The sequence below is a fragment of the Thioclava sp. UBA3469 genome (assembly GCF_002378135.1).
GTDB lineage: Bacteria > Pseudomonadota > Alphaproteobacteria > Rhodobacterales > Rhodobacteraceae > Thioclava > Thioclava sediminum.
Map to the genome: position 1 here is coordinate 432 of NZ_DFRG01000058.1, position 17,661 is coordinate 18,092.

The following is a 17,661-nucleotide window of genomic DNA, read 5'->3' on the forward strand; positions in this document are numbered from 1 at the left end:
AAGCGCAACAATTGCGGCAAGGCGCTGGATATCGCGCGGATGGCCCGCGACATGCATGGCGGCAACGGGATTTCGGGCGAGTTTCAGGTGATCCGCCACATGGTCAATCTCGAGACGGTGAATACCTATGAGGGCACCCATGACGTCCACGCGCTGATCCTGGGCCGTGCGCAAACGGGCCTGCAGGCCTTCTTCTGATGGCCCCGCTGGAAGGTGTGAAAGTCGTCGAGCTGGCACGCATTCTGGCCGGTCCCTGGGCCGGTCAGGTGCTGGCCGATCTCGGCGCCGAGGTCATCAAGGTCGAAGCGCCCGAAGGCGACGATACCCGCCGCTGGGGCCCGCCCTTCATCGCCCGCGAAGGCGACGGGCCGGAGGGGCGCTCGGCGGCCTATTTCCACGCCACCAATCGCGGGAAGATTTCGGTCGTGGCCGATTTTCGTACCGAAGAAGGCCAGAAGATCGTGCGCGATCTGGTCAAGGACGCCGATGTGGTGATCGAGAACTTCAAGCTCGGCGGGCTCAAGAAATACGGGCTCGATTACGAGAGCCTTTCGGCGATCAACCCGCGTCTCGTCTATTGCTCGATCACCGGCTTCGGGCAGGACGGCCCTTATGCCAGCCGCGCGGGTTACGACTTCCTGATCCAGGGAATGGCGGGCTGGATGGACCTGACCGGCGACCCGCAAGGCCAGCCGCAAAAGGTGGGTGTCGCCTTCGCCGACATCTTCACCGGGCTTTACGCGGTGATCGGCATTCAGGCGGCGCTGGCCGCGCGGGCGCGCACCGGGCGCGGGCAGATGGTCGATATGGCGCTTCTGGATTGCGCGGTGGGCGTGCTCGCCAATCAGGGGATGAACTTCCTCGCGACCGGCAATGCGCCGCATCGGCTGGGCAATGCCCATCCCAACATCGCGCCCTACGAGGTCGTCAGTGCCAAGGATGACGATCTGATCCTCGCAGTCGGCAATGACGGGCAGTTCAAGCGGCTTTGCGAGGTGCTGGACCTCGACCTCGCAGCCAACCCTGACTTCGCCACGAATGAGGCCCGCGTCGCCAATCGCGCGGCAATGCGCGAAACGCTCCTGCCTGCGCTCGCCCAATGGCCGCGCGCCGATCTGCTCGCCGCGCTCGAAAAGGCGACCGTTCCCGCGGGCCCGATCAACTCCGTAGATCAGGTCTTCGCCGACCCGCAGGTTGAGGCGCGGGGGATGCGGATCGAGGCCGAGGGTATCCCCGGCATCCGCACGCCGATCCGTTTCTCGGACACGCCGCTTGCCGATCCGAAACCCGCGCCGAAGCTACAGGCCGACTAGCCTCTTCCTCTTGGCGAAAATATCCCGGGGGCAGCGCCCCCTCCCGACTTACGTTTTGCACGCCAGCGCGCGCGGGCGTCACCCCTTACAAGCCAGCGTCAGCGCGATCGGAATATTGTCCGGCCCGCCATGCACATCCGGTTGGTTGACCGACACGTTCGGCACGCAGGTCGCGCCGTCGGCCAGCCCCCGGATCACCACCGGGTTCGATTTTACCGGCACCAGACCGGTCAGGTTCTCGGGGTCATACATCTCGATGCGCAGATCGTTCGGGTTCTCGGCTTGGGGCAGGGCGAGCGCGAAGGCCATCGTGACGGCCCCGTCCTTCACTGTCGCCTGAAAACCGTAGATTTGCGGGTCGGGCAGTTGCTCGGCCCCTTTCCAGAACCGGGTGTAGAAGAACGAGCCTTCCGAATTCTGCTTCGCCGCGTCTTGCAGCGGCGCAAGCTCGTCCCCGGTGAAGGCTCCGTCGCCATTCTTGTCGAAGGTCTGGATCAGCCAGTCCGAAACGGTCGGATCGAAGGTCCAGCTTTCGCCGATATGGGTGACCTTGCCGCTCTCCATGCCGACGAGCAGGCGGATCAGGATTTCGTCTTCCGGGTGGGCTGCGGCCAATCCCGGCGCGAGTCCGATCAGGGCGGCGAGGGCGAAAGCGGCAGGACGGATCATGGCTGGAAATCCGGTTTCTTGCTGCCCGGCGGGGCGGCGGGCGGTGGCGCGCCGAAGCTCGGGAAAGCATCGGCCTCGGGGACGGCAGCATCTGCGGCGGGCGCGTTCTCGGAGGCGGCTGTCGACGGATCGGCATTCTTTGGCTTCAGCTTGCCGCCCATCAGCGCGACCCCGCCATAGAGTAGCCCGATCGCGACCAGCCAGCTGCCGACGATCCGGCCCGCGATCTCGAACCAGCGCGCCTGCCAGCTGCGCAGCACCAGATAGACCGCGCCGATCAGCCAGACTCCCAACCCGATCCCGGCGAGGAAGACCCACGGTCTTCCGCCATAGCTCGGGTCGGACAGCTTCACCGAGAGCGCATACATTACCCCCAGAACAAATCCCGCAGGCACGATCAGCGCGGGCCGCGACCAGCGCCCCAGCGCGAGCGTCGCGCCGATGGCGATTGCCGAGATCGGCATGGTCAGGAAGTGATGCGTGATCGCGCCGGGGAGTTGTTGCAACGCGGCCATCAGCTCGATGCGGAAGGTGAAGCCGAGCGCGATCCCGATGGCCCAAAGGAGCGCCGCAATCAGCGCCGCGCGCCGCCCGACCAAGGCCAGCGCGATCCCGAAGCCGAAGAGCGGAAAGAGACGCTCGATCGCGACCGCATCGCGGATCAGCCATGCGCCGGTCTCGCCGCGGTCCGCAGGCGGGATCACCGCCAGCACGATCAGGGCGGTCAGCCCGGCCAGCACCCAGAGGTGACGCAGCCAGCCGAGACCGGAACGGTTATGCGATACGTCAATGGCCAAAGAGGCTTAGCCCACCTTGCAGGAACCCAAGCTGAGATTGCAGGTAACCTAGCGCCAGCGCAAGGAAGCCGAGCCCGACCACCGCGATGATCGCACCCAGCCCGCGCGAGAGTTGCCCGCCCCGGATCGGCTCGAGCAGGAGCCCCACGCCGACGCCGATCACGTGGATCATCCCGGTCGCCAGCACGAAGCCGATCGCGAAATCGGCCGGGTCGGCGGCGAGCGGCAGTTCCGCCCCATGCGCATAGCCGTGATAGAGCGCGAAGACCGAGATGATCGCCAGCGCGACCCATTCGTAGGGTTTCCACCCGGCGGCGATGGCGAGGCCGAGCACCACGATCGACAGGGCGATCCCGATCTCGATCCCCGGCAACGGCAGGCCGAGAATGCCGATCACGCCGCCCACGACCATGATCAGCGGGAAGGTCACCGGCAATTGCCAGACCTGCCGCCCGCCCATCTGCGCGCCCCAGAGGCCCACGGCGAACATCGCGAGGAAATGGTCATATCCCGAGAGCGGATGCTCGAACCCCGCGGTGAACCCGCCCGAGCCGGTCGCGGTGATATGGGCGGCAGCCACCTGCGGCAGCATCAGGGCGACGAGGCCCGTGAGGGCGGCGAGGCGGCGATGGATCATGCGATGGTTCTCTGTCCCGTGATTGTTGGGCGGCATCTTCCGGATCGGGACGCGAAACTCAAGGCGGCAAATGGCTCACCGCGCCTCACCATCGATTGAAGGGGCTCGGCTGGAGGTTCAGCCCGCGCCGAGCAGCGCGGAAATCTGATAGGTCGCGAAGGCCGCGAGATAGGCCAGCGCGAACATGTAGACCACGGCGACCCACATCCATTTCGCCGAACCTGCCTCGCGCCGGATCACCGCCAGCGTGGAGATGCATTGCGGCGCGAAGATATACCATGCGAGCAGCGCCAGCGCGGTGCCGAGGCTCCATTGATCGGAGAGCGTGTGGATCAGCCCGTTCTCGCCGCCTACCGCGTAGACCGTCGCAAGCCCGGCCACGGCGACTTCGCGCGCGGCCATACCTGGCACCAGCGCCACCGCGATATGCCAGTCGAAGCCCAGCGGATGCAGGATCGGGGCGACGAAATGGCCGATGATCGCGGCGAAGGAGTAGTTGATTGCGGGCTCCGTCGCGCCTTCTGGGGCCATCGGGAAGGTCGACAGGAACCAGATCACGACCATCGCCCAGAAGATCACCGTGCCCGCGCGGCGCAGGAAGACCCGCGCACGCTGGTAAAGCCCCAGCGCGATATTGCGCAGGATCGGCGTTTTGTAGTCGGGCAGGTCGAGCATCAGCGGGGCCGACCGCTCTTCGCGGGCGAAAAGGTAGCGCGCGACGAAGGCCACCGCGAGGACCGAGAAGACGCCCGCCGCATAGAGGCCGAACATCACCAGCCCCTGCAGGCTCAGCCCGTCGAGGACCTTCGTGTTCGGGATGAAGGCCGCGATGATCAGCGTATAGACGGGAATGCGCGCCGAGCAGGTCATCAGCGGCGCCACGAGGATCGTCGTCAGCCGGTCGCGTTTATTGTCGATCACCCGCGCGGCCATGATGCCGGGGATCGCGCAGGCAAAGCTCGACAGGAGCGGGATGAAGGCGCGCCCGTTCAGCCCCGCGCGCCCCATGATCCGGTCCATCAGGAAGGCGGCCCGCGCCATGTAGCCGAAATCTTCCAGAAGCAGGATGAAAAGGAAGGTGAACAGGATCTGCGGCAGGAAGATGATGACCGAGCCGATGCCCGCGATCAGCCCGTCCGCGATGAAGCTCTGGATCAGCCCGTCCGGCAGCAGCTGCGTCACCGCCCCGCCAACGGAGGTAAACGCCCAGTCGATCGCATCCATGAACGGCGCGGCCCAGGAGAAGACCGCCTGAAACATCACGAAGAGGATCGCGAGCAGGATGATCGGCCCGGCGATCGGGTGCAGCACGACGCGGTCGATTTTGGCAGAGACCGTGTCCGGCTCTGGCGGCTGGATCACATGGGTCTTCACCAGCCGTTCCGCCTCGCGCATCGAGACCCGCATGTCATGGGTGCTCGGCACGGCCCAGCTTGACGGTTGCGGTGCGTCGAGACCGGCTTCCAGCATCGGGTCGACTGCGGACCACAGCTCGTCCAGCCCGCCGCGACGCACTGCGGTGGCCGGGATCACCGGGATGCCCAGCTCCTCGCTCAGCGCGACATGGTCGATCTGCAAGCCGCGATGGCGCGCGATATCGATCATGTTGAGGATCATCACGATCGGCAGGCCGATCTTCTTCAGCTCGGACACCAGACGCAGCGCGCCGCGGAGATTGGTCGCATCGCCTACGGCGAGGATCATGTCGGGGACACGCTCGCCCGGGCGCTGGCCCAGCAGCACGTCGCGGGTGACTTCCTCATCGGGGGAGCGGGCGCGCAAGGAATGGGTGCCGGGCAGGTCGATCAGGGCGAACTTGCGGCCCGCAGGCGTGGTCGCCACGCCGACTTTGCGCTCCACGGTCACGCCGGAATAATTGCCGACCTTCTGCGTCGCGCCGGTCATCGCGTTGAACAGCGCCGTCTTGCCGCAATTGGGCGCACCGACAAGCGCCGCCTCGATCGGCTGGGCGTCGGGGTCGGTCTGGGCTGCTTTGGGCTGGTTTATGGCAGGTGCCGACGTCATTCCGCGAGGATGGCCATCGCCTCGGCACGCCGCAGAGCGACGGTGGTGTCGTTCACGCGCACCGCGATCGGATCGCGCCCGAACGGACCTTCGTGAAGGATGTGGACCGAAGCGCCCTCGATGAAGCCAAGCTCCAGCAGGCGCAGTTCCAACTCGTCCGCGTCATAGCCGTCATTCCCGGCGAGCGGGCAGACCGATACCAGAGTGCCCCGGAACCCACGACGGCACTGGCCAAGCGGCAGCGCGCATTTGCAGGTTTCGTTCTCGATAGGGCTGGCCTTCATGAGGGCACCTCCGTGATGGGTCGCGAGTTGGTCTTCGCTTCCTACAGATTGGAGATAGTCTGGAAATTGATCTCTGACAAATGAAGTCTGGTATTTTCCCGCCTTCGTGATCGATTATTTTAGTCAGGAATTTAGAAGGACTCTAAATTGTAGGATAAGTGGCTGAAAAGATTGTTTTCATATGGAAAGGCGCCGCCCCCTTGGGAGCGACGCCTTCAGGCCGGTTTTCCGCCGGATCGACCCCTCAATGCTCGCGGAAAGCGCGGTTCATCGAATCCACCACCGGTTTCGCGATGTATTGGGCGAAGGTTCGCGACGCGGTCTGGATCATCACTTCGACCGGCATCCCCGGCATCGGCGCGAAGCCCGGCACGCGGCGCAGTTCCGAGGCGGGCAGGCGGATGCGCGCGATATAGACCTCGCGCGGATGTTCGCCCGAGCGCTCCACGATCGCGTCGGCGGAGATGTAATAGACCTCTCCGATCAGGATCGGCGTCGTGCGCTGGTTGAGCGCTGACAGCCGCACCGAGGCCTCCTGTCCGACCTTGATCGCGTCGATATCGGTGCGTGCGATCATCGTCTCGATGATGAGCGGTGCTTCCGAGGGCAAGATCTCGGCGATCACCTTGCCCGCTTCGATCACGCCGCCCGCGCCGGAATAGTTCAGCCGCACCACGGTCCCGGAAACGGGGCTGTCGATCACGACGCGCTTCAGGATGGAGGTGGCCTTGCGCTCTTGTTCGCGCACGGAATCCAGCTCCGCCTGCACGGTCTCCAGCTCGTCGAGCGCGGCCTGCTTGTGGGTTTCGATCGTCTGCGTGGTCTGCGCCTGATATTTCGCGCGCATCTCCTCGCTCTCGCCGATCTCTGCCTTGAGGCGTCCGATCTGCCCCTCCGCATCGGCCAGAGCGCGCAGCAGGGCGTTCAGTTCGGTCCGCCGGATCAGGCCGCTCTCGTAGAGTTTCGCCTTGCTCTCATGGTCCTGGGCCAGCAGGTCGCGCTGGGCCTCCGTGGCGGTCAGCTGCGCGCGATAGCCTTCCGCGCGGCTTTCCATGGCGGCGATGTTGCGGGCCAGAAGGTCCAGCTCGCTCTGTACTTTCGCCCGTGTCACCTCGAAGGCGAGGCGCTGCGAGTCCATCATCGCGGCGATCTCCGCATCGCGCCGGGCCTCTTGAAGCCATTCCGGGAAGACCAGTTCGCGCCAGCCGTCATATTCGGCCTGAATACGAGCCTCCATCGAGGTCAGTCGCGCACGGCGCAGAAACAGCGCACGTTCATTGGCCAGAGCCGAGGTTTCGTCGAGACGCAGGAGCGGTTGTCCTGCGGTGACGAAATCGCCCTCGGAGACGTTGATCTCCTTGATGATCCCGCCTTCGAGGTGCTGGATCATCTTGTTGCGGCCCGTGGCCACGAACGAGCCCGGCGCCATCACGGCGGCGGCGAGCGGTGCGCTGAAGGCCCAGACACCGAAGCCTCCGAAGGCCATCGCGAAGATCGTCAGGCCGACGATGACGAGCGTCTTGATGTTGCGCGGAACCTCGGTCGACCAGTCGCGGGTTTCGGCAGATTGGATCGGGTTGGTCAGAAGGAGTGTCATGCCGGCGCTCCTTGCATGGGTGCGTTGGCGGCGGTGGTGGCGGGTTGGGCCGCGGCGCGCTGTTGCTGGACCTGTTGAGTCTTGGCCTGCTTGCGCCGCTCCAGTTCCGCCAGCATCTGATCGCGCCAGCCGAACATCGCGATATTGCCGTCATTGAGCAGCATGATCTTGTCGACCGCGCTGAGCAGCGAGGGTTTCTGCGTGACCACGACCACCGTGATCCCGTTCGCCTTCGCATGGCCGAGCGCGCGCACGAGAGCCGCATCGCCTTGGGTGTCGAGGTTCGAGTTCGGCTCGTCCAGCACCACGAATTTCGGATCGCCGAAGAAGGCGCGGGCCAGACCGATCCGCTGTTTCTGCCCGCCCGAGAGCGGTGAGCCGTCGGAGGCCACGACCGTCTCGTAACCCTGCGGCAGCGAGGCGATCATCTCATGCACATCGGCGAGCGCGGCGGCGCGGTGGATCGCGGCGTCGCTCGCATCCTCGCGCATCCGGGCGATGTTTTGCTTGATCGTGCCCGGGAAGAGCTGCACGTCCTGCGGCAGATAGCCGATGCATTCCCCGAATTGCCGCGGGTCCCAGTTGCGGATGTCCATCAGATCCAGCCGCACAGCGCCCGAGGTCGGCAGGACCGATCCCACCAGCATCTTGCCGAGCGTCGTCTTTCCCGCACCCGAATTGCCGATGATCGCCAGCTGATCGCCCGGCGCGAGCGAGAAGGTCAGCGCGTTCAGCACGACATGTTTGGTGCCCTGCGGGACATAGAGGAGACGCTCGATGTCGAGCCGCCCCTCGACCTTGGGCAGGCGCAGCTTGTCGTTGCGGGTCTTGGCCGAAGCCAGAAGCTGGCCGACCCGGTCATAGGCACCGCGTGCCAGCAGGAACGAGTTCCAGCCCTCGATCGCCCCTTCGATCGGCGCGAGCGCGCGGCCCGCCACGATCGAGGCGGCGATCACCATACCGCCGGTAATCTGCCCGTCGAGCGCGAGATAGGCGCCCCAGCCGAGCATCCCGATCTGGGTGAACAGGCGGAACATCCGCGAGGCGGAGGCGGTGAAGACGTTGCGGTCCTGCGCCTCGGTCTGTGCGCGCAGCGAGGCGGCGGTATCGCGGCCCCAGATCGACACGGCCTCGGGGATCATCGCCATCGCGTTGATGATCTGGCTGTTGCGCGACATCGACTCGAGATGAAGGTTCGCCTTGGTCTGCGCGATATTGGCGCGGCGGAAGCCCTCCGAGGTGATCTTCTGGTTGATCCAGGCGAAGACCATCAGGATCAGTGCGGTGATGACCACGATCGTGCCGAGATGCGGGTGGATCAGGAAGACTGCGAGCACGAAGATCGGTGTGAAGGGCACGTCCAGAAAGGACAGAAGCGTGCCAGATACGAGGAAGCTCCGCAGCGCGTTGAGATCGCCCAGAACCTGATATTCGCGTCCGTTGGAATGCAGCGAGGCCTGCGCCGCCGCCGACAGAACCGGCGCGCCCAGACGGGCAGCCACGTCCACCGCCGAGCGCATCAGCACCAGCCGTCGCACCGCGTCGAGCAGCGTCTGCACCACGATCGCCCCGACGATCACGATGGTCAGCATCACCAGCGTATCGGTCGAGCGCGAGGTGAAGACCCGGTCGGAAATCTGGAACAGATAGATCGGCACCGCGAGGATCAGGATATTCGTGGCGCAGGTCATCAGAGCGACGAAGGCAATGTTCGCGCGCAGGCGCTTTTTCATGTCATGCAGTGTTCGGGTGAAATCCACCGGACCGAGGCGCTTGTGAAAGGTTGGAGTGGAGGGTGGTGCCGGTGGGGAGCCGGAGGCATTTTGCGCGGGGACACGACCCGCCTCCTTTTGGGTGTCAGCACCACCCTCCGTCCGGGCGGCGACTGTTTCGACAGTCCCCTCCGCGCCGGTCTCTTCGGCTTGCGTCTCCGCTTCGGGACTGTCTCCCGTGGTGGCTTCCGCCTGCCGTTTGTCTGTCGGATCGACCTCTGGCCGGTCCTCGTTCTGAGCCATCGCGTCATGACCATCTTGGCGGTGCGCCTGCCCCCCGGCGGCGTCGTCAGTCCTGTCTTTCATCGAAGTTCCCCTAGTATGTGTAGTTCCGCGCCCCCGTCAGGCCAGAACCGTGTGCAATGCATCGAGCGACCCGCTTCCCCCGTGGGAGCCCGGATGCACCTGGAATTCCTCATCGTCGTAATTCGGCGTGTTCTCGATCATCCCGTCCGCGAGGAAGGCGACTGCCTCCGAGGCGAGCGCCCCTTCGCTGGAACTCGTCGGACCCAGAGGATCACCGCTGCCGTCATCCATCATGCCCGCCTGCCAGATCACCGCGTCGGAATAGACGCCATCGGCGGCCATGATCGTGCTGTCGACACCCGCGACGGTCAGCGACGCGACATTGCCAAGCGTGTTGCCGCCAGCCTCGACGCCGAACTCGCCCGGCCCGTCGATCGAAATCAGGTCGGCGTCATCGAGAATGTTGATCTGGGTGAAGTTGTCCCGGATGATGAGGTCGCCCTCGATATAGAGCACCCGCAGCGCCATCTGGCCGCCCAGAAGCTCATCGCCCAGAAGCCCTTCGACCGCGTCGAAGGCCGCGCCCGGAGGCATCGAACCGTCTTCGCCCGCGTTAGGACCGAGGCCGCCGTAAATCTTGGCAAGCTGGTCGAGGACGCTCTGATATTGCGCGTCCATCTCCATGTACTGGTCGATGCCCACCTTGGTCAGATGCGCCTCGTTCCACAGAAGGTTATCCTCGCTCGACACATGGCCCGCGCCGCCATGCCCGACGCCGCCAGATCCGCTCATCACCAGATCGTCGTCGAGCAGCACGTTGATCTGCTCGAGCTGCGCGATCTCGTACATGTTGCCGCCGATCATGATCATATCGAACTGCGAACCGATTTCCAGCAGCAGCTGCAGATTGACGGTCGAGTTGTCGCCCATCACGATCTCGGCGGAATAGGAGCCGAATTCGAAGCTCACCAGATCCCCGTCGGAGACCGCGTTCACCTGCGTCGTATGGTTATCGATGATCAGGTCGCCGCGAATTGCCGTCATTGCGATCAGGCTGCTGCCAGCCGGCATGACGAGATTGAGGAAGTTCGCGGGATTGGCCTCTTGGGTGTAGACTGCGACGTTGTGAGCCTGTGAGGCGAGCGGATCATAGCCCTCCGCGTTTCCGAGGCCGTTCCCGCCAGCGCTGTTTCCGGTGCCGTGATGGCCCAGTCCGAGCTTCATATCCACGTCGCGCAGCACGTTGACCTGCGAGATCACCGAGAGCGAGGTCATCGACCCGCCCACTGCGATGACCGGCGCATCGAGCCAGTCATGCACCGCCTGCGACTGGTTCAGCAGAAGGTTGTTGCCGGTGCTCAGGCTCTGCACGATTTCCAGCGCCAAGCCAGCCGGATCAACGGGCATGTCGGGGCTTTGGACCAGCCCGGCGGCCCCGTCTTCGCCGCCGATCCCGTCGATCTCGACCTCGACCACACCTTCGCCAAGCGGTGCATCCTCGTCCTCAGACGGATCGCGCGCTTCCAGACGCAGCGTCAGCGTCTCGGGCATCTCGTCCATGAGCTGTCCGTCGAACACCACTTTGCCGGAGAAGGCGGGCGGAAGGGGGGAGGAGGCTTCCGCTTCACCGTCTTCGAGGCTTTCGTTTTCCAGCTCGGTCATGGTGTCAGGATCGGAAGCGCCCGCTCCTGCTTCGTCTTCCGCATCGGTGTCGGCGGGCGCGGCGAAGATCGTCTCGCTACGGAACATCGCAGCCGTTGCGCCGCCGGGCACGGCCTCGGGATCGAGCGCTTCGATCTGGGCCATCAGCGTCTCTGTCTGCGCTTCGATGGTCGTGCCCACAGGCGCGGTGCTCACCGTCAGCGCATCGGCATAATCGGCCAGCGCCATCAGCTTAGACGCGGAGGCCTCCGGGCCATATTCGTCCATCAGCTCCGCCGGCATCATGAAGGGCTTGTCGTAGAGCACGTCATGATCGTTCAGCGTGTTGATCTGCGAGGTGATGTGGAGCACCGAGGAGGGCGGGGCCATTCCGAGAAACACCTGAAACGGCACCGGAACTGGCGGAAAATCATAGGGCGGGATCGCGAACTGGCCGGGCGGCAACCCGGGCGGTGCGATGTCGCGCAACTGGTAATCGTCGACGAAGGGAAGCCAGGGCGCGCCGGGCGGCGGCGCCAGTGGCAGTCTCAGCTGCAGCGCCGGATCGAAATCTCCGAGCAGGTAATTCGAGTCGACGTTGACGGTGACGGAGAGCAAAACCCCCGGAGCAGGCGTGGAGGCCTGCAGCGCGCGGAAGGCGTCGTATTCCTGTCGGGCGACATAGGTCTCGGTCGTCTGATTGAAGGCACCGATGAAATGGGCGATGATTTCGGTCTGCCGGTCAAGCATCTTACTTCCCCCCTTCATGACGCTGGAGACCCGCGCTTGGATGCGGGTCGTCAGACTGTCGGTTCATCGCATCCGGCGGGCGAATGCCGCCGAGGTCAGGTCCGGGCGTGATGCGATGTGAAACGCCGGGAATGAGATGCGGCGCGCCTCCGGGGAGGCGCGCCGCGCAGGAGCTTATGCCCCGGTGGTGTCGTCGTCGCCGATATAGGTCGAGGACAGCGAGCCACCGACCACGGTGGTATCCACGGCGTTGCCGAGGATGTTGGCACCCATCACGATCGACTGGTTGAACGCGGTGGTGTCGATGGCCGCGCTCGCATCGGCGTAGGACTGGCCGGTGACGATACCATCATCGCCATTGCCCGAGCCCCAGTTGCCGAGGCTGCCGCCATTGCCGCCGCCGCCTGCGGTGACGTCGCCACCGCCGTTACCGCCGCCAGCATAGCCGCCCGTCGCCCAGGAACCGCCGCCCGAGGCGTGCGAACCGGTCGAGGACCAGCCGTAGCCGTCGCCGCCAGCACCGCCGTTGCCGCCTTCACCAGCGCCGAGGCCCATACCATGGCCGACGCCCATCGAGCCTGCGGTCGCGCCGCCGAACTCCATCGCACCGGCATCGCCGCCCGTCGCCAGTTCCGGCGAAATGATCGGAAGGATGTCCAGGCTACCCGTGTCGCCGCCGCCAGCGATCGCACCGGCGCCGCCGTCTTGCGCTGCGGCACCCGAGGCGCCCACACCCAGCCCGACGCCGAGACCGAAGCCTGCGCCGCCGTCACCGCCGTCATCGCCTTCACCCTCGGTGTCCGAGGCCGCGATCGACACGCCGCCGCCCGACAGGGCGATACCGCCACCGGCAAGTGCAGCGCCACCGGTCGAGCCGACATCTTCGGCACCGTCGCCGCCTTCGGAGGCCGCGTCGATCCCGTCATCCGCCTCTGCCGAATTGTCCTTGATCGTAGCGTCGACCTGGAAATTCGCTTCGTTGGAAACGCTCGGATTGCTCAGCGTGTCGTTGTCGTTCAGGCTGTTCGACTGCGCGTTGATGAGCATGTTGTCGTTACCCGCGCCGTTGAGCACGTCGGTAAAGTTCATGTCATCGCCGGGATCATAGGCGTAGTTCATGTTGCCATCGGCCATCAGAACATCGCCGACGCTCGCGGAGCCGCTCAGATCGAAATCGGCAAAGTCGTCATCGGACGGCTCGTAGCCGTCGAGGTTCAGACCGACCTGAACATCGACAGCGGTCAGGTTCGCATTGAGGTTCGCATTGGCATTGAGGTTGCCGTTGCCGTTCATATTCGTGTTGTCGCTGGAGCTATGAGCGCCAGCCCCTGCATGCGAACCGCTATGCGAGCCGGAATCGCTGTTCGAGCCGGAGCCCGCAAGCGCACCGGCACCAGCTCCCGACATCGCGCCCGAACCCGCAAGGCTGCCAGCGCCCGATCCCGCCAGCGAACCGGAGTCGCTGCTGTTCTCGGTGGTCGAGTGCTGGTACTGGCCCTGGCCCTGGCCCTGACCCTGCATTTCGGCCTGAGCCTGGCCCTGAGCTTCGGTCTGGTCCTGATTTTGACCCTGCACCTGAATGCTCGGATCGAACAAGTTATTTCTAAATACCATTTGTCTTCTCCCAGTTGATCGGTCCGGGATCCGTCACTCTGTCTAAAACGGATATTGTCGGACCTTCGTGATTAAGGGCTTTCGCCCCGGTGAATGTCCGCTTCCCCAACCGCTCGGCACCCCGATCCCGATCCCCGAATCGAGCGATTCGCAGGTGGGTCACCCTTTCCGGGCGGAGTGTGGAAACAGACGAGTCACAGCCCCCAGCTGCGACACCAACATCCTGCGCCCCGTGATCCTGAGGACCTAGCTAGCAAATGGGTCTAGCCGGTCGGGTCATCTCGCTAACCGACTGAAACGCATCCATTTTCTAAAATTCCGCGCGCAGAGGGCTGCGGAATCCCGGAGGGTCGCGAGAATTTTTACACAGCCGTTGCAAACGCAGAAACCAGAACAAAGTCTAGTGGCGAATCTGTTGAAGCCTACTACTGGCACGCGCCAACAAGTGCCGCAGCGCAGAAATCCCACCACTCGCCCGCCGATTCGAGTAAGATTACGCTACGTAAGAGAATCCTTACCATCGGGTAAACACTTCGGGTAACGCTGAACTCACTGGTCCGTGATATGGTTGATGCGGGCGGTATGACGTGGGGTTAACCGTCCGCATATTGAGTTCAGGGTAGGAGGAGGGGGCCGCCATGAATGCGTTGTATAAGAGTGAACCCGCGGGGAAACGTGTAATGCCGTCTTGCCGCAAACAGGATGCTGCGATCTGTTTTCTGGGCGCGTCGCAGATTTTTTCCGATACCGTATTGAGAACCGTCGATGCCGAGGTGGCACCGGCGACATGTCTGCGTCTGGATGATTTCGAAACGTTGCTCGAGGCGTTGCGGTCCGACGGTTGGATCGAGGATCACGGCGCTCTGTGTTCGTTGATCGTGGATGAGGATCACGCCGATGGTCTTATCGCGCTGGCCGAACGACGTGAGCCGCTTCTGTCGCGTGTGAAGCTGATCGTCGCGATTGAAGACGAGGCTTATGCGCAAGATCTGATGACGCGCCATAGCGCTGCGATCCTGTCCCATCACATCAGTCTGCTGCCGATGAACGTCAATCTGACGACGTGGCTTTTGATCCTTCGGATGATCGTCTCGGGGGGGCATTATATCCCGCCCGCGCTTCTGCGCTGCCGTCCGGCAGAGCCGCCGATCTCGGCGCTGAACGGATCGGCTGCAGCCAACGCGTCGCATGCGATCGACGTATCGGGGCTAACGCCGCGCGAAACCGAGGTGCTCGAGATGCTCGCCTCAGGGCAGCCGAACAAGATCATCGCGGGGCAGCTGAACCTGTCCGAACATACGGTGAAGCTGCATATCCACCGCATCATCGGGAAGCTCGGCGTGACCAACCGCACCGAGGCGGCGATCTGGTATCACCGAAACCGAAGTGCCTAAGGACCCGCCCACGCCGACGGAGATGCGCCCGCCCGATTTCGATCAGTTCCTGATGCAGATCGGGCGCATCAACTACGCGTGGACCAATACCGAGAGCCTGCTGATCCATCTGATCGCGGGGCTCGCCGGGACCGACAAGGGCGTCGCGACGATCATCCATCTGACGCTGAACACGACGCGGGCGCGGCTCGATCTGGTGGATCGGCTGGCCAAGCGCGACGACTGCCCCTGTGCGCCGAAGGCCTGCGAACGGGTGCTGGCGGTGTCGGCGCGGATGAAGAAAGTCTCGGGGCTGCGTAATCACTTCAACCATTGCCTCTACGCCTTCGACGAGGGCGGAGGGCCGGTGCGCGCAATCCAGATGCGGATCGCGGATCGCAAGACCAGTCTGAGGATTGGAGAGGAAAGCGTTCTGGACCGCGCGACGCTCGCCGAGTTGGAAGCCGCGCTTGCCGAAATGCAGGCGATCAATGCAGAGATCTGGGCGATCGCCAAGGACTATGGAATGCCGCTGTAAAGCGGGCAGAGGGATCACAAAGGCGCCGCGCCGAAGCTCAGTTGCGCATCTGGCGTCCTAGCGCTTCGGCCAGTTCCCAAGGGTTCGTCGGCTTCGAGAAGACGGGAATTTCCGGCATGATCGACTGGAAGGCGAGCGGCAGCGGCTCGGCCGTGTTCACCACCAAGGGCACTTCGCGTTTCCACAGCTCAACGATCAGGGCTTCCGCCGACCCGTCGAGCAGGTTCATGTCGAGGATCGCGCCATCTACGTTCATCGAGCCGTCGGACAGCGCGGCACGCGCGCGCGCCAAGGTTGCGAAGGGCCCGGCAACCTGACCGCCCGCCTCCTCGACCGAGAAGGCGATGTCGTAGGCAATGAATAATTCGTCTTCGACCACGAGGACATTGCTGCCCTCGAGGCAAGTCATACTGCTCTGTAACATGGGCTACACTACCCTTTTATCAGGTCCATTGGCACGGTCATGCGAGCTTGGAACCCGTCGGGAACCCATTCGGTTCCATAGGTTCCCCGCAATTGGCCCTGAATGGTCAGGTCGATGAGCTTGGATCCGAAGCCGCTGTTGCTCGGCTGCACCAGTTCTTCGGGATAGCCGCTTTCTCGCCAGTCGAGTTCGAGCTGCCCGGACGTGTCGCGCCAGGTCAGTTCCAGAAGCCCCGCATCATGCGAAAGCGCCCCGTATTTCACGGCGTTAGTCGCAAGTTCGTGGATCACCAGCGCGAGATTGGTCGAGCCCGCATGGTTCAGCGCGATATCAGGACCGCTGAGAATCAGGCGCGGATCGTCGAGATTGGTGTAAGGCGAAAGCACGCCCAGCAACAATTCGCGCAACTCGACCATGCCGCGGAAATCGCGCTCGGGCGTGGCGGTCGGATTGATCAGCTCATGGGCGCGGGCAAGCGCACCGATCCGCTCGCGCAGACCCCGCGCCATTTCCTCCGGCGTCGTCGCATGGCGCGCGGTCATGCCGACCAGCCCCGACATCATCGCGAAGGCGTTCTTGACCCGGTGGTTGAGCTCGCGCGTCAGCGTGTCGCGCGCTTTCGCGATCTGCCGCTCCTCGGTCACGTCGCGGAGATAGGCGAGGATCGCGCCGTGCTCGGGGTAAAGGCGTGCCTCCAGAATGCGGCCGTCTCGCCCGTCCTGATCGGTGACCGTCGGGACACCTGTGCGGCGGGCCTCTTCCAGAGCTTTTTCGAAATTGCTTCCGATCAGATGGGGCGCGGTCTCCCAAAGCGACCGCCCGACCGCCTGCGCTTCCGCCTCGGCTCCGACCGCGTCGCGGATGCGGGCGCGCATGACCGAATTGGCGAACCGGATTTTGTCTTCGCTATCGAGTTCGACAATCGCGTCGAAGGTGATTTCGTGAAAATGCGCGAGCCGCCGGTCGACTTCGGCCGCATGTTCGCGCGCCGCGTTCAGATCGGATATGTCGAGCGCGGTGGCCACGGCCACGGGCGGCTCGCTTTCGACCCGCTGCGCCGAGACCAAGAGATTGCGTTCCGGCCCATCATGGCGCACGCAGCGCAATTCCATATGGCTGATCGTCTCTTCGTTGCGCGCCGCGCGCACGATCGGAAACTCGCTCAGGCTGAGCTTGCGCCCTTCTGGTGTGTAAGCGTCGAAGGCGAGCTGCTTGGTCACGTCGCCGTCCGTCACGCCGAACATCTCGATCGCGGTGGCATTCAGATCGATAAGCCGACCGGTGCCCAGCTCGGCCACACCGACGCCGATCGGCATCTGGTCGAGAACGGCGCGGAACCGGTTTTCCTCACGATGGGCGACGTTGATCTGGCGCCGAAGACGGATTTCCGCCTCGACCCCGGCGGCGATGTCGGACAGCGCCTCGTATTCTTCCTCGGTCCACTGCCGCGCTTCCCGGTCGATCAGGCAGAACGCCCCCAGCGGCTGCCCGTCGACGGTGCGCAGCGGCACCCCGAGATAGGCGGTCACGCCCAGATCGCGCACGGCACCATTGTCGCGCAGCACCGCGTCCTCGCGCGCATCGGGCACGTTCAGCGGCGCATCGGATTCGACGACATAGCGGCAGAAGGAATGGTTGAGCGGCGTCTCCGAGGGGGCAGGGGCGTCCAGCCCGGTTTGCGCCACGAAGACCTGCCGGTTCTCATCGACCATGGAAACCAACGAGACAGGCACTCCGGTCACCCGCGTGGCGAGCCGCGTCGCGCGCTCGAAGATTTCCGCAGGCGCACTCTCCAGCAGGCCGGTCTCGCGCAACGCCCGAAGGCGCGACGGATCGGCGAGTTTGGACCGTTCTTCACCGGTCAGCGGAGGGGGCATAGAGGTATTCATGCGCAGGCTCTCATAATTCCACCTATGCCCCGAAGAAACCCATTTCGCCCAGTGTCATATGACACGGTTGCGATCACGATTTCCGCCAAACA

General features: G+C 64.3%; 15 protein-coding genes. 4 read left to right on the forward strand and 11 right to left on the reverse strand.

Annotation, left to right across the window (positions count from 1 at the left end; genetic code table 11):
* On the forward strand, nucleotides 1-198 hold a 198-nt coding region (locus B3D39_RS04675; RefSeq protein WP_286789421.1), incomplete at its 5' end, for an acyl-CoA dehydrogenase family protein.
* The gene (locus B3D39_RS04680) at nucleotides 198-1,313 is read left to right on the forward strand and encodes a CaiB/BaiF CoA transferase family protein (protein WP_274961729.1); all 1,116 of its coding nucleotides are present in this window, start codon (nucleotides 198-200) and stop codon (nucleotides 1,311-1,313) included. The genes B3D39_RS04675 and B3D39_RS04680, both read left to right, overlap by 1 nt.
* Nucleotides 1,314-1,391: 78 nt before the next feature.
* Here B3D39_RS04680 and B3D39_RS04685 read toward each other — a convergent pair whose 3' ends face one another.
* The 9 genes from B3D39_RS04685 to B3D39_RS04725 all read right to left on the reverse strand — a co-directional run bounded on the left by B3D39_RS04685 (nucleotide 1,392) and on the right by B3D39_RS04725 (nucleotide 13,345).
* Nucleotides 1,392-1,982: a DUF1007 family protein gene (locus tag B3D39_RS04685; RefSeq protein ID WP_274961730.1), complete on the reverse strand. Its 591-nt coding sequence runs from the start codon at nucleotides 1,980-1,982 to the stop codon at nucleotides 1,392-1,394.
* Entirely contained in the window at nucleotides 1,979-2,779 is an 801-nt protein-coding gene (locus B3D39_RS04690) for a hypothetical protein (protein ID WP_274961731.1), read from the reverse strand. Before B3D39_RS04690 ends, B3D39_RS04685 begins: the two co-directional genes overlap by 4 nt.
* Nucleotides 2,769-3,416: a HupE/UreJ family protein gene (locus B3D39_RS04695; RefSeq protein WP_274961732.1), complete on the reverse strand. Its 648-nt coding sequence runs from the start codon at nucleotides 3,414-3,416 to the stop codon at nucleotides 2,769-2,771. Before B3D39_RS04695 ends, B3D39_RS04690 begins: the two co-directional genes overlap by 11 nt.
* A gap of 117 nt (nucleotides 3,417-3,533) precedes the next feature.
* Nucleotides 3,534-5,441, reverse strand: a complete 1,908-nt coding sequence (gene feoB, locus B3D39_RS04700) for a ferrous iron transporter B (RefSeq protein ID WP_274961733.1) — start codon at nucleotides 5,439-5,441, stop codon at nucleotides 3,534-3,536.
* On the reverse strand, nucleotides 5,438-5,725 hold the full coding sequence (locus B3D39_RS04705) for a FeoA family protein (RefSeq protein WP_078522079.1): 288 nt from the start codon (nucleotides 5,723-5,725) through the stop codon (nucleotides 5,438-5,440). Before B3D39_RS04705 ends, feoB begins: the two co-directional genes overlap by 4 nt.
* 244 nt (nucleotides 5,726-5,969) lie before the next feature.
* Nucleotides 5,970-7,322 carry an HlyD family type I secretion periplasmic adaptor subunit gene (locus tag B3D39_RS04710; protein WP_078571596.1) on the reverse strand — a complete coding sequence of 451 codons (1,353 nt, stop codon included), beginning with the start codon at nucleotides 7,320-7,322 and terminating at the stop codon, nucleotides 5,970-5,972.
* Entirely contained in the window at nucleotides 7,319-9,400 is a 2,082-nt protein-coding gene (locus B3D39_RS04715; RefSeq protein WP_274961734.1) for a type I secretion system permease/ATPase, read from the reverse strand. The genes B3D39_RS04710 and B3D39_RS04715 overlap by 4 nt, the downstream gene beginning before the upstream one ends.
* 36 nt (nucleotides 9,401-9,436) lie before the next feature.
* On the reverse strand, nucleotides 9,437-11,731 hold the full coding sequence (locus B3D39_RS04720) for a hypothetical protein (protein WP_274961735.1): 2,295 nt from the start codon (nucleotides 11,729-11,731) through the stop codon (nucleotides 9,437-9,439).
* A 174-nt stretch (nucleotides 11,732-11,905) separates the two neighbouring features.
* On the reverse strand, nucleotides 11,906-13,345 hold the full coding sequence (locus B3D39_RS04725) for a hypothetical protein (RefSeq protein ID WP_274961736.1): 1,440 nt from the start codon (nucleotides 13,343-13,345) through the stop codon (nucleotides 11,906-11,908).
* Between the two features lie 680 nt (nucleotides 13,346-14,025).
* Between B3D39_RS04725 and B3D39_RS04730 the strand changes: the two genes are divergently transcribed.
* A complete protein-coding gene (locus B3D39_RS04730; RefSeq protein ID WP_274961737.1) occupies nucleotides 14,026-14,739 on the forward strand; it encodes a helix-turn-helix transcriptional regulator in 714 nt (237 codons plus the stop codon).
* Nucleotides 14,732-15,256 carry a hypothetical protein gene (locus B3D39_RS04735; RefSeq protein WP_232621691.1) on the forward strand — a complete coding sequence of 175 codons (525 nt, stop codon included), beginning with the start codon at nucleotides 14,732-14,734 and terminating at the stop codon, nucleotides 15,254-15,256. Before B3D39_RS04730 ends, B3D39_RS04735 begins: the two co-directional genes overlap by 8 nt.
* Before the next feature lie 37 nt (nucleotides 15,257-15,293).
* Here the strand turns inward: B3D39_RS04735 and B3D39_RS04740 are convergent, their stop codons facing one another.
* The gene (locus tag B3D39_RS04740) at nucleotides 15,294-15,680 is read right to left on the reverse strand and encodes a response regulator (RefSeq protein WP_134330188.1); all 387 of its coding nucleotides are present in this window, start codon (nucleotides 15,678-15,680) and stop codon (nucleotides 15,294-15,296) included.
* A gap of 8 nt (nucleotides 15,681-15,688) precedes the next feature.
* Nucleotides 15,689-17,569: a GAF domain-containing protein gene (locus tag B3D39_RS04745; protein WP_274961738.1), complete on the reverse strand. Its 1,881-nt coding sequence runs from the start codon at nucleotides 17,567-17,569 to the stop codon at nucleotides 15,689-15,691.
* Nucleotides 17,570-17,661: the final 92 nt, after the last annotated feature.

What these genes read in the sequence shown, in the direction of transcription:
- B3D39_RS04680 (WP_274961729.1), top strand. Translation starts at nt 198, where the DNA reads ATGGCCCCGCTGGAAGGTGTGAAAGTCGTCGAGCTGGCACGCATTCTG.
- B3D39_RS04685 (WP_274961730.1), bottom strand. Translation starts at nt 1,982, where the DNA reads ATGATCCGTCCTGCCGCTTTCGCCCTCGCCGCCCTGATCGGACTCGCG.
- B3D39_RS04695 (WP_274961732.1), bottom strand. Translation starts at nt 3,416, where the DNA reads ATGATCCATCGCCGCCTCGCCGCCCTCACGGGCCTCGTCGCCCTGATG.
- feoB (WP_274961733.1), bottom strand. Translation starts at nt 5,441, where the DNA reads ATGACGTCGGCACCTGCCATAAACCAGCCCAAAGCAGCCCAGACCGAC.
- B3D39_RS04705 (WP_078522079.1), bottom strand. Translation starts at nt 5,725, where the DNA reads ATGAAGGCCAGCCCTATCGAGAACGAAACCTGCAAATGCGCGCTGCCG.
- B3D39_RS04710 (WP_078571596.1), bottom strand. Translation starts at nt 7,322, where the DNA reads ATGACACTCCTTCTGACCAACCCGATCCAATCTGCCGAAACCCGCGAC.
- B3D39_RS04715 (WP_274961734.1), bottom strand. Translation starts at nt 9,400, where the DNA reads ATGAAAGACAGGACTGACGACGCCGCCGGGGGGCAGGCGCACCGCCAA.
- B3D39_RS04720 (WP_274961735.1), bottom strand. Translation starts at nt 11,731, where the DNA reads ATGCTTGACCGGCAGACCGAAATCATCGCCCATTTCATCGGTGCCTTC.
- B3D39_RS04725 (WP_274961736.1), bottom strand. Translation starts at nt 13,345, where the DNA reads ATGGTATTTAGAAATAACTTGTTCGATCCGAGCATTCAGGTGCAGGGT.
- B3D39_RS04730 (WP_274961737.1), top strand. Translation starts at nt 14,026, where the DNA reads ATGCCGTCTTGCCGCAAACAGGATGCTGCGATCTGTTTTCTGGGCGCG.
- B3D39_RS04740 (WP_134330188.1), bottom strand. Translation starts at nt 15,680, where the DNA reads ATGTTACAGAGCAGTATGACTTGCCTCGAGGGCAGCAATGTCCTCGTG.
- B3D39_RS04745 (WP_274961738.1), bottom strand. Translation starts at nt 17,569, where the DNA reads ATGAATACCTCTATGCCCCCTCCGCTGACCGGTGAAGAACGGTCCAAA.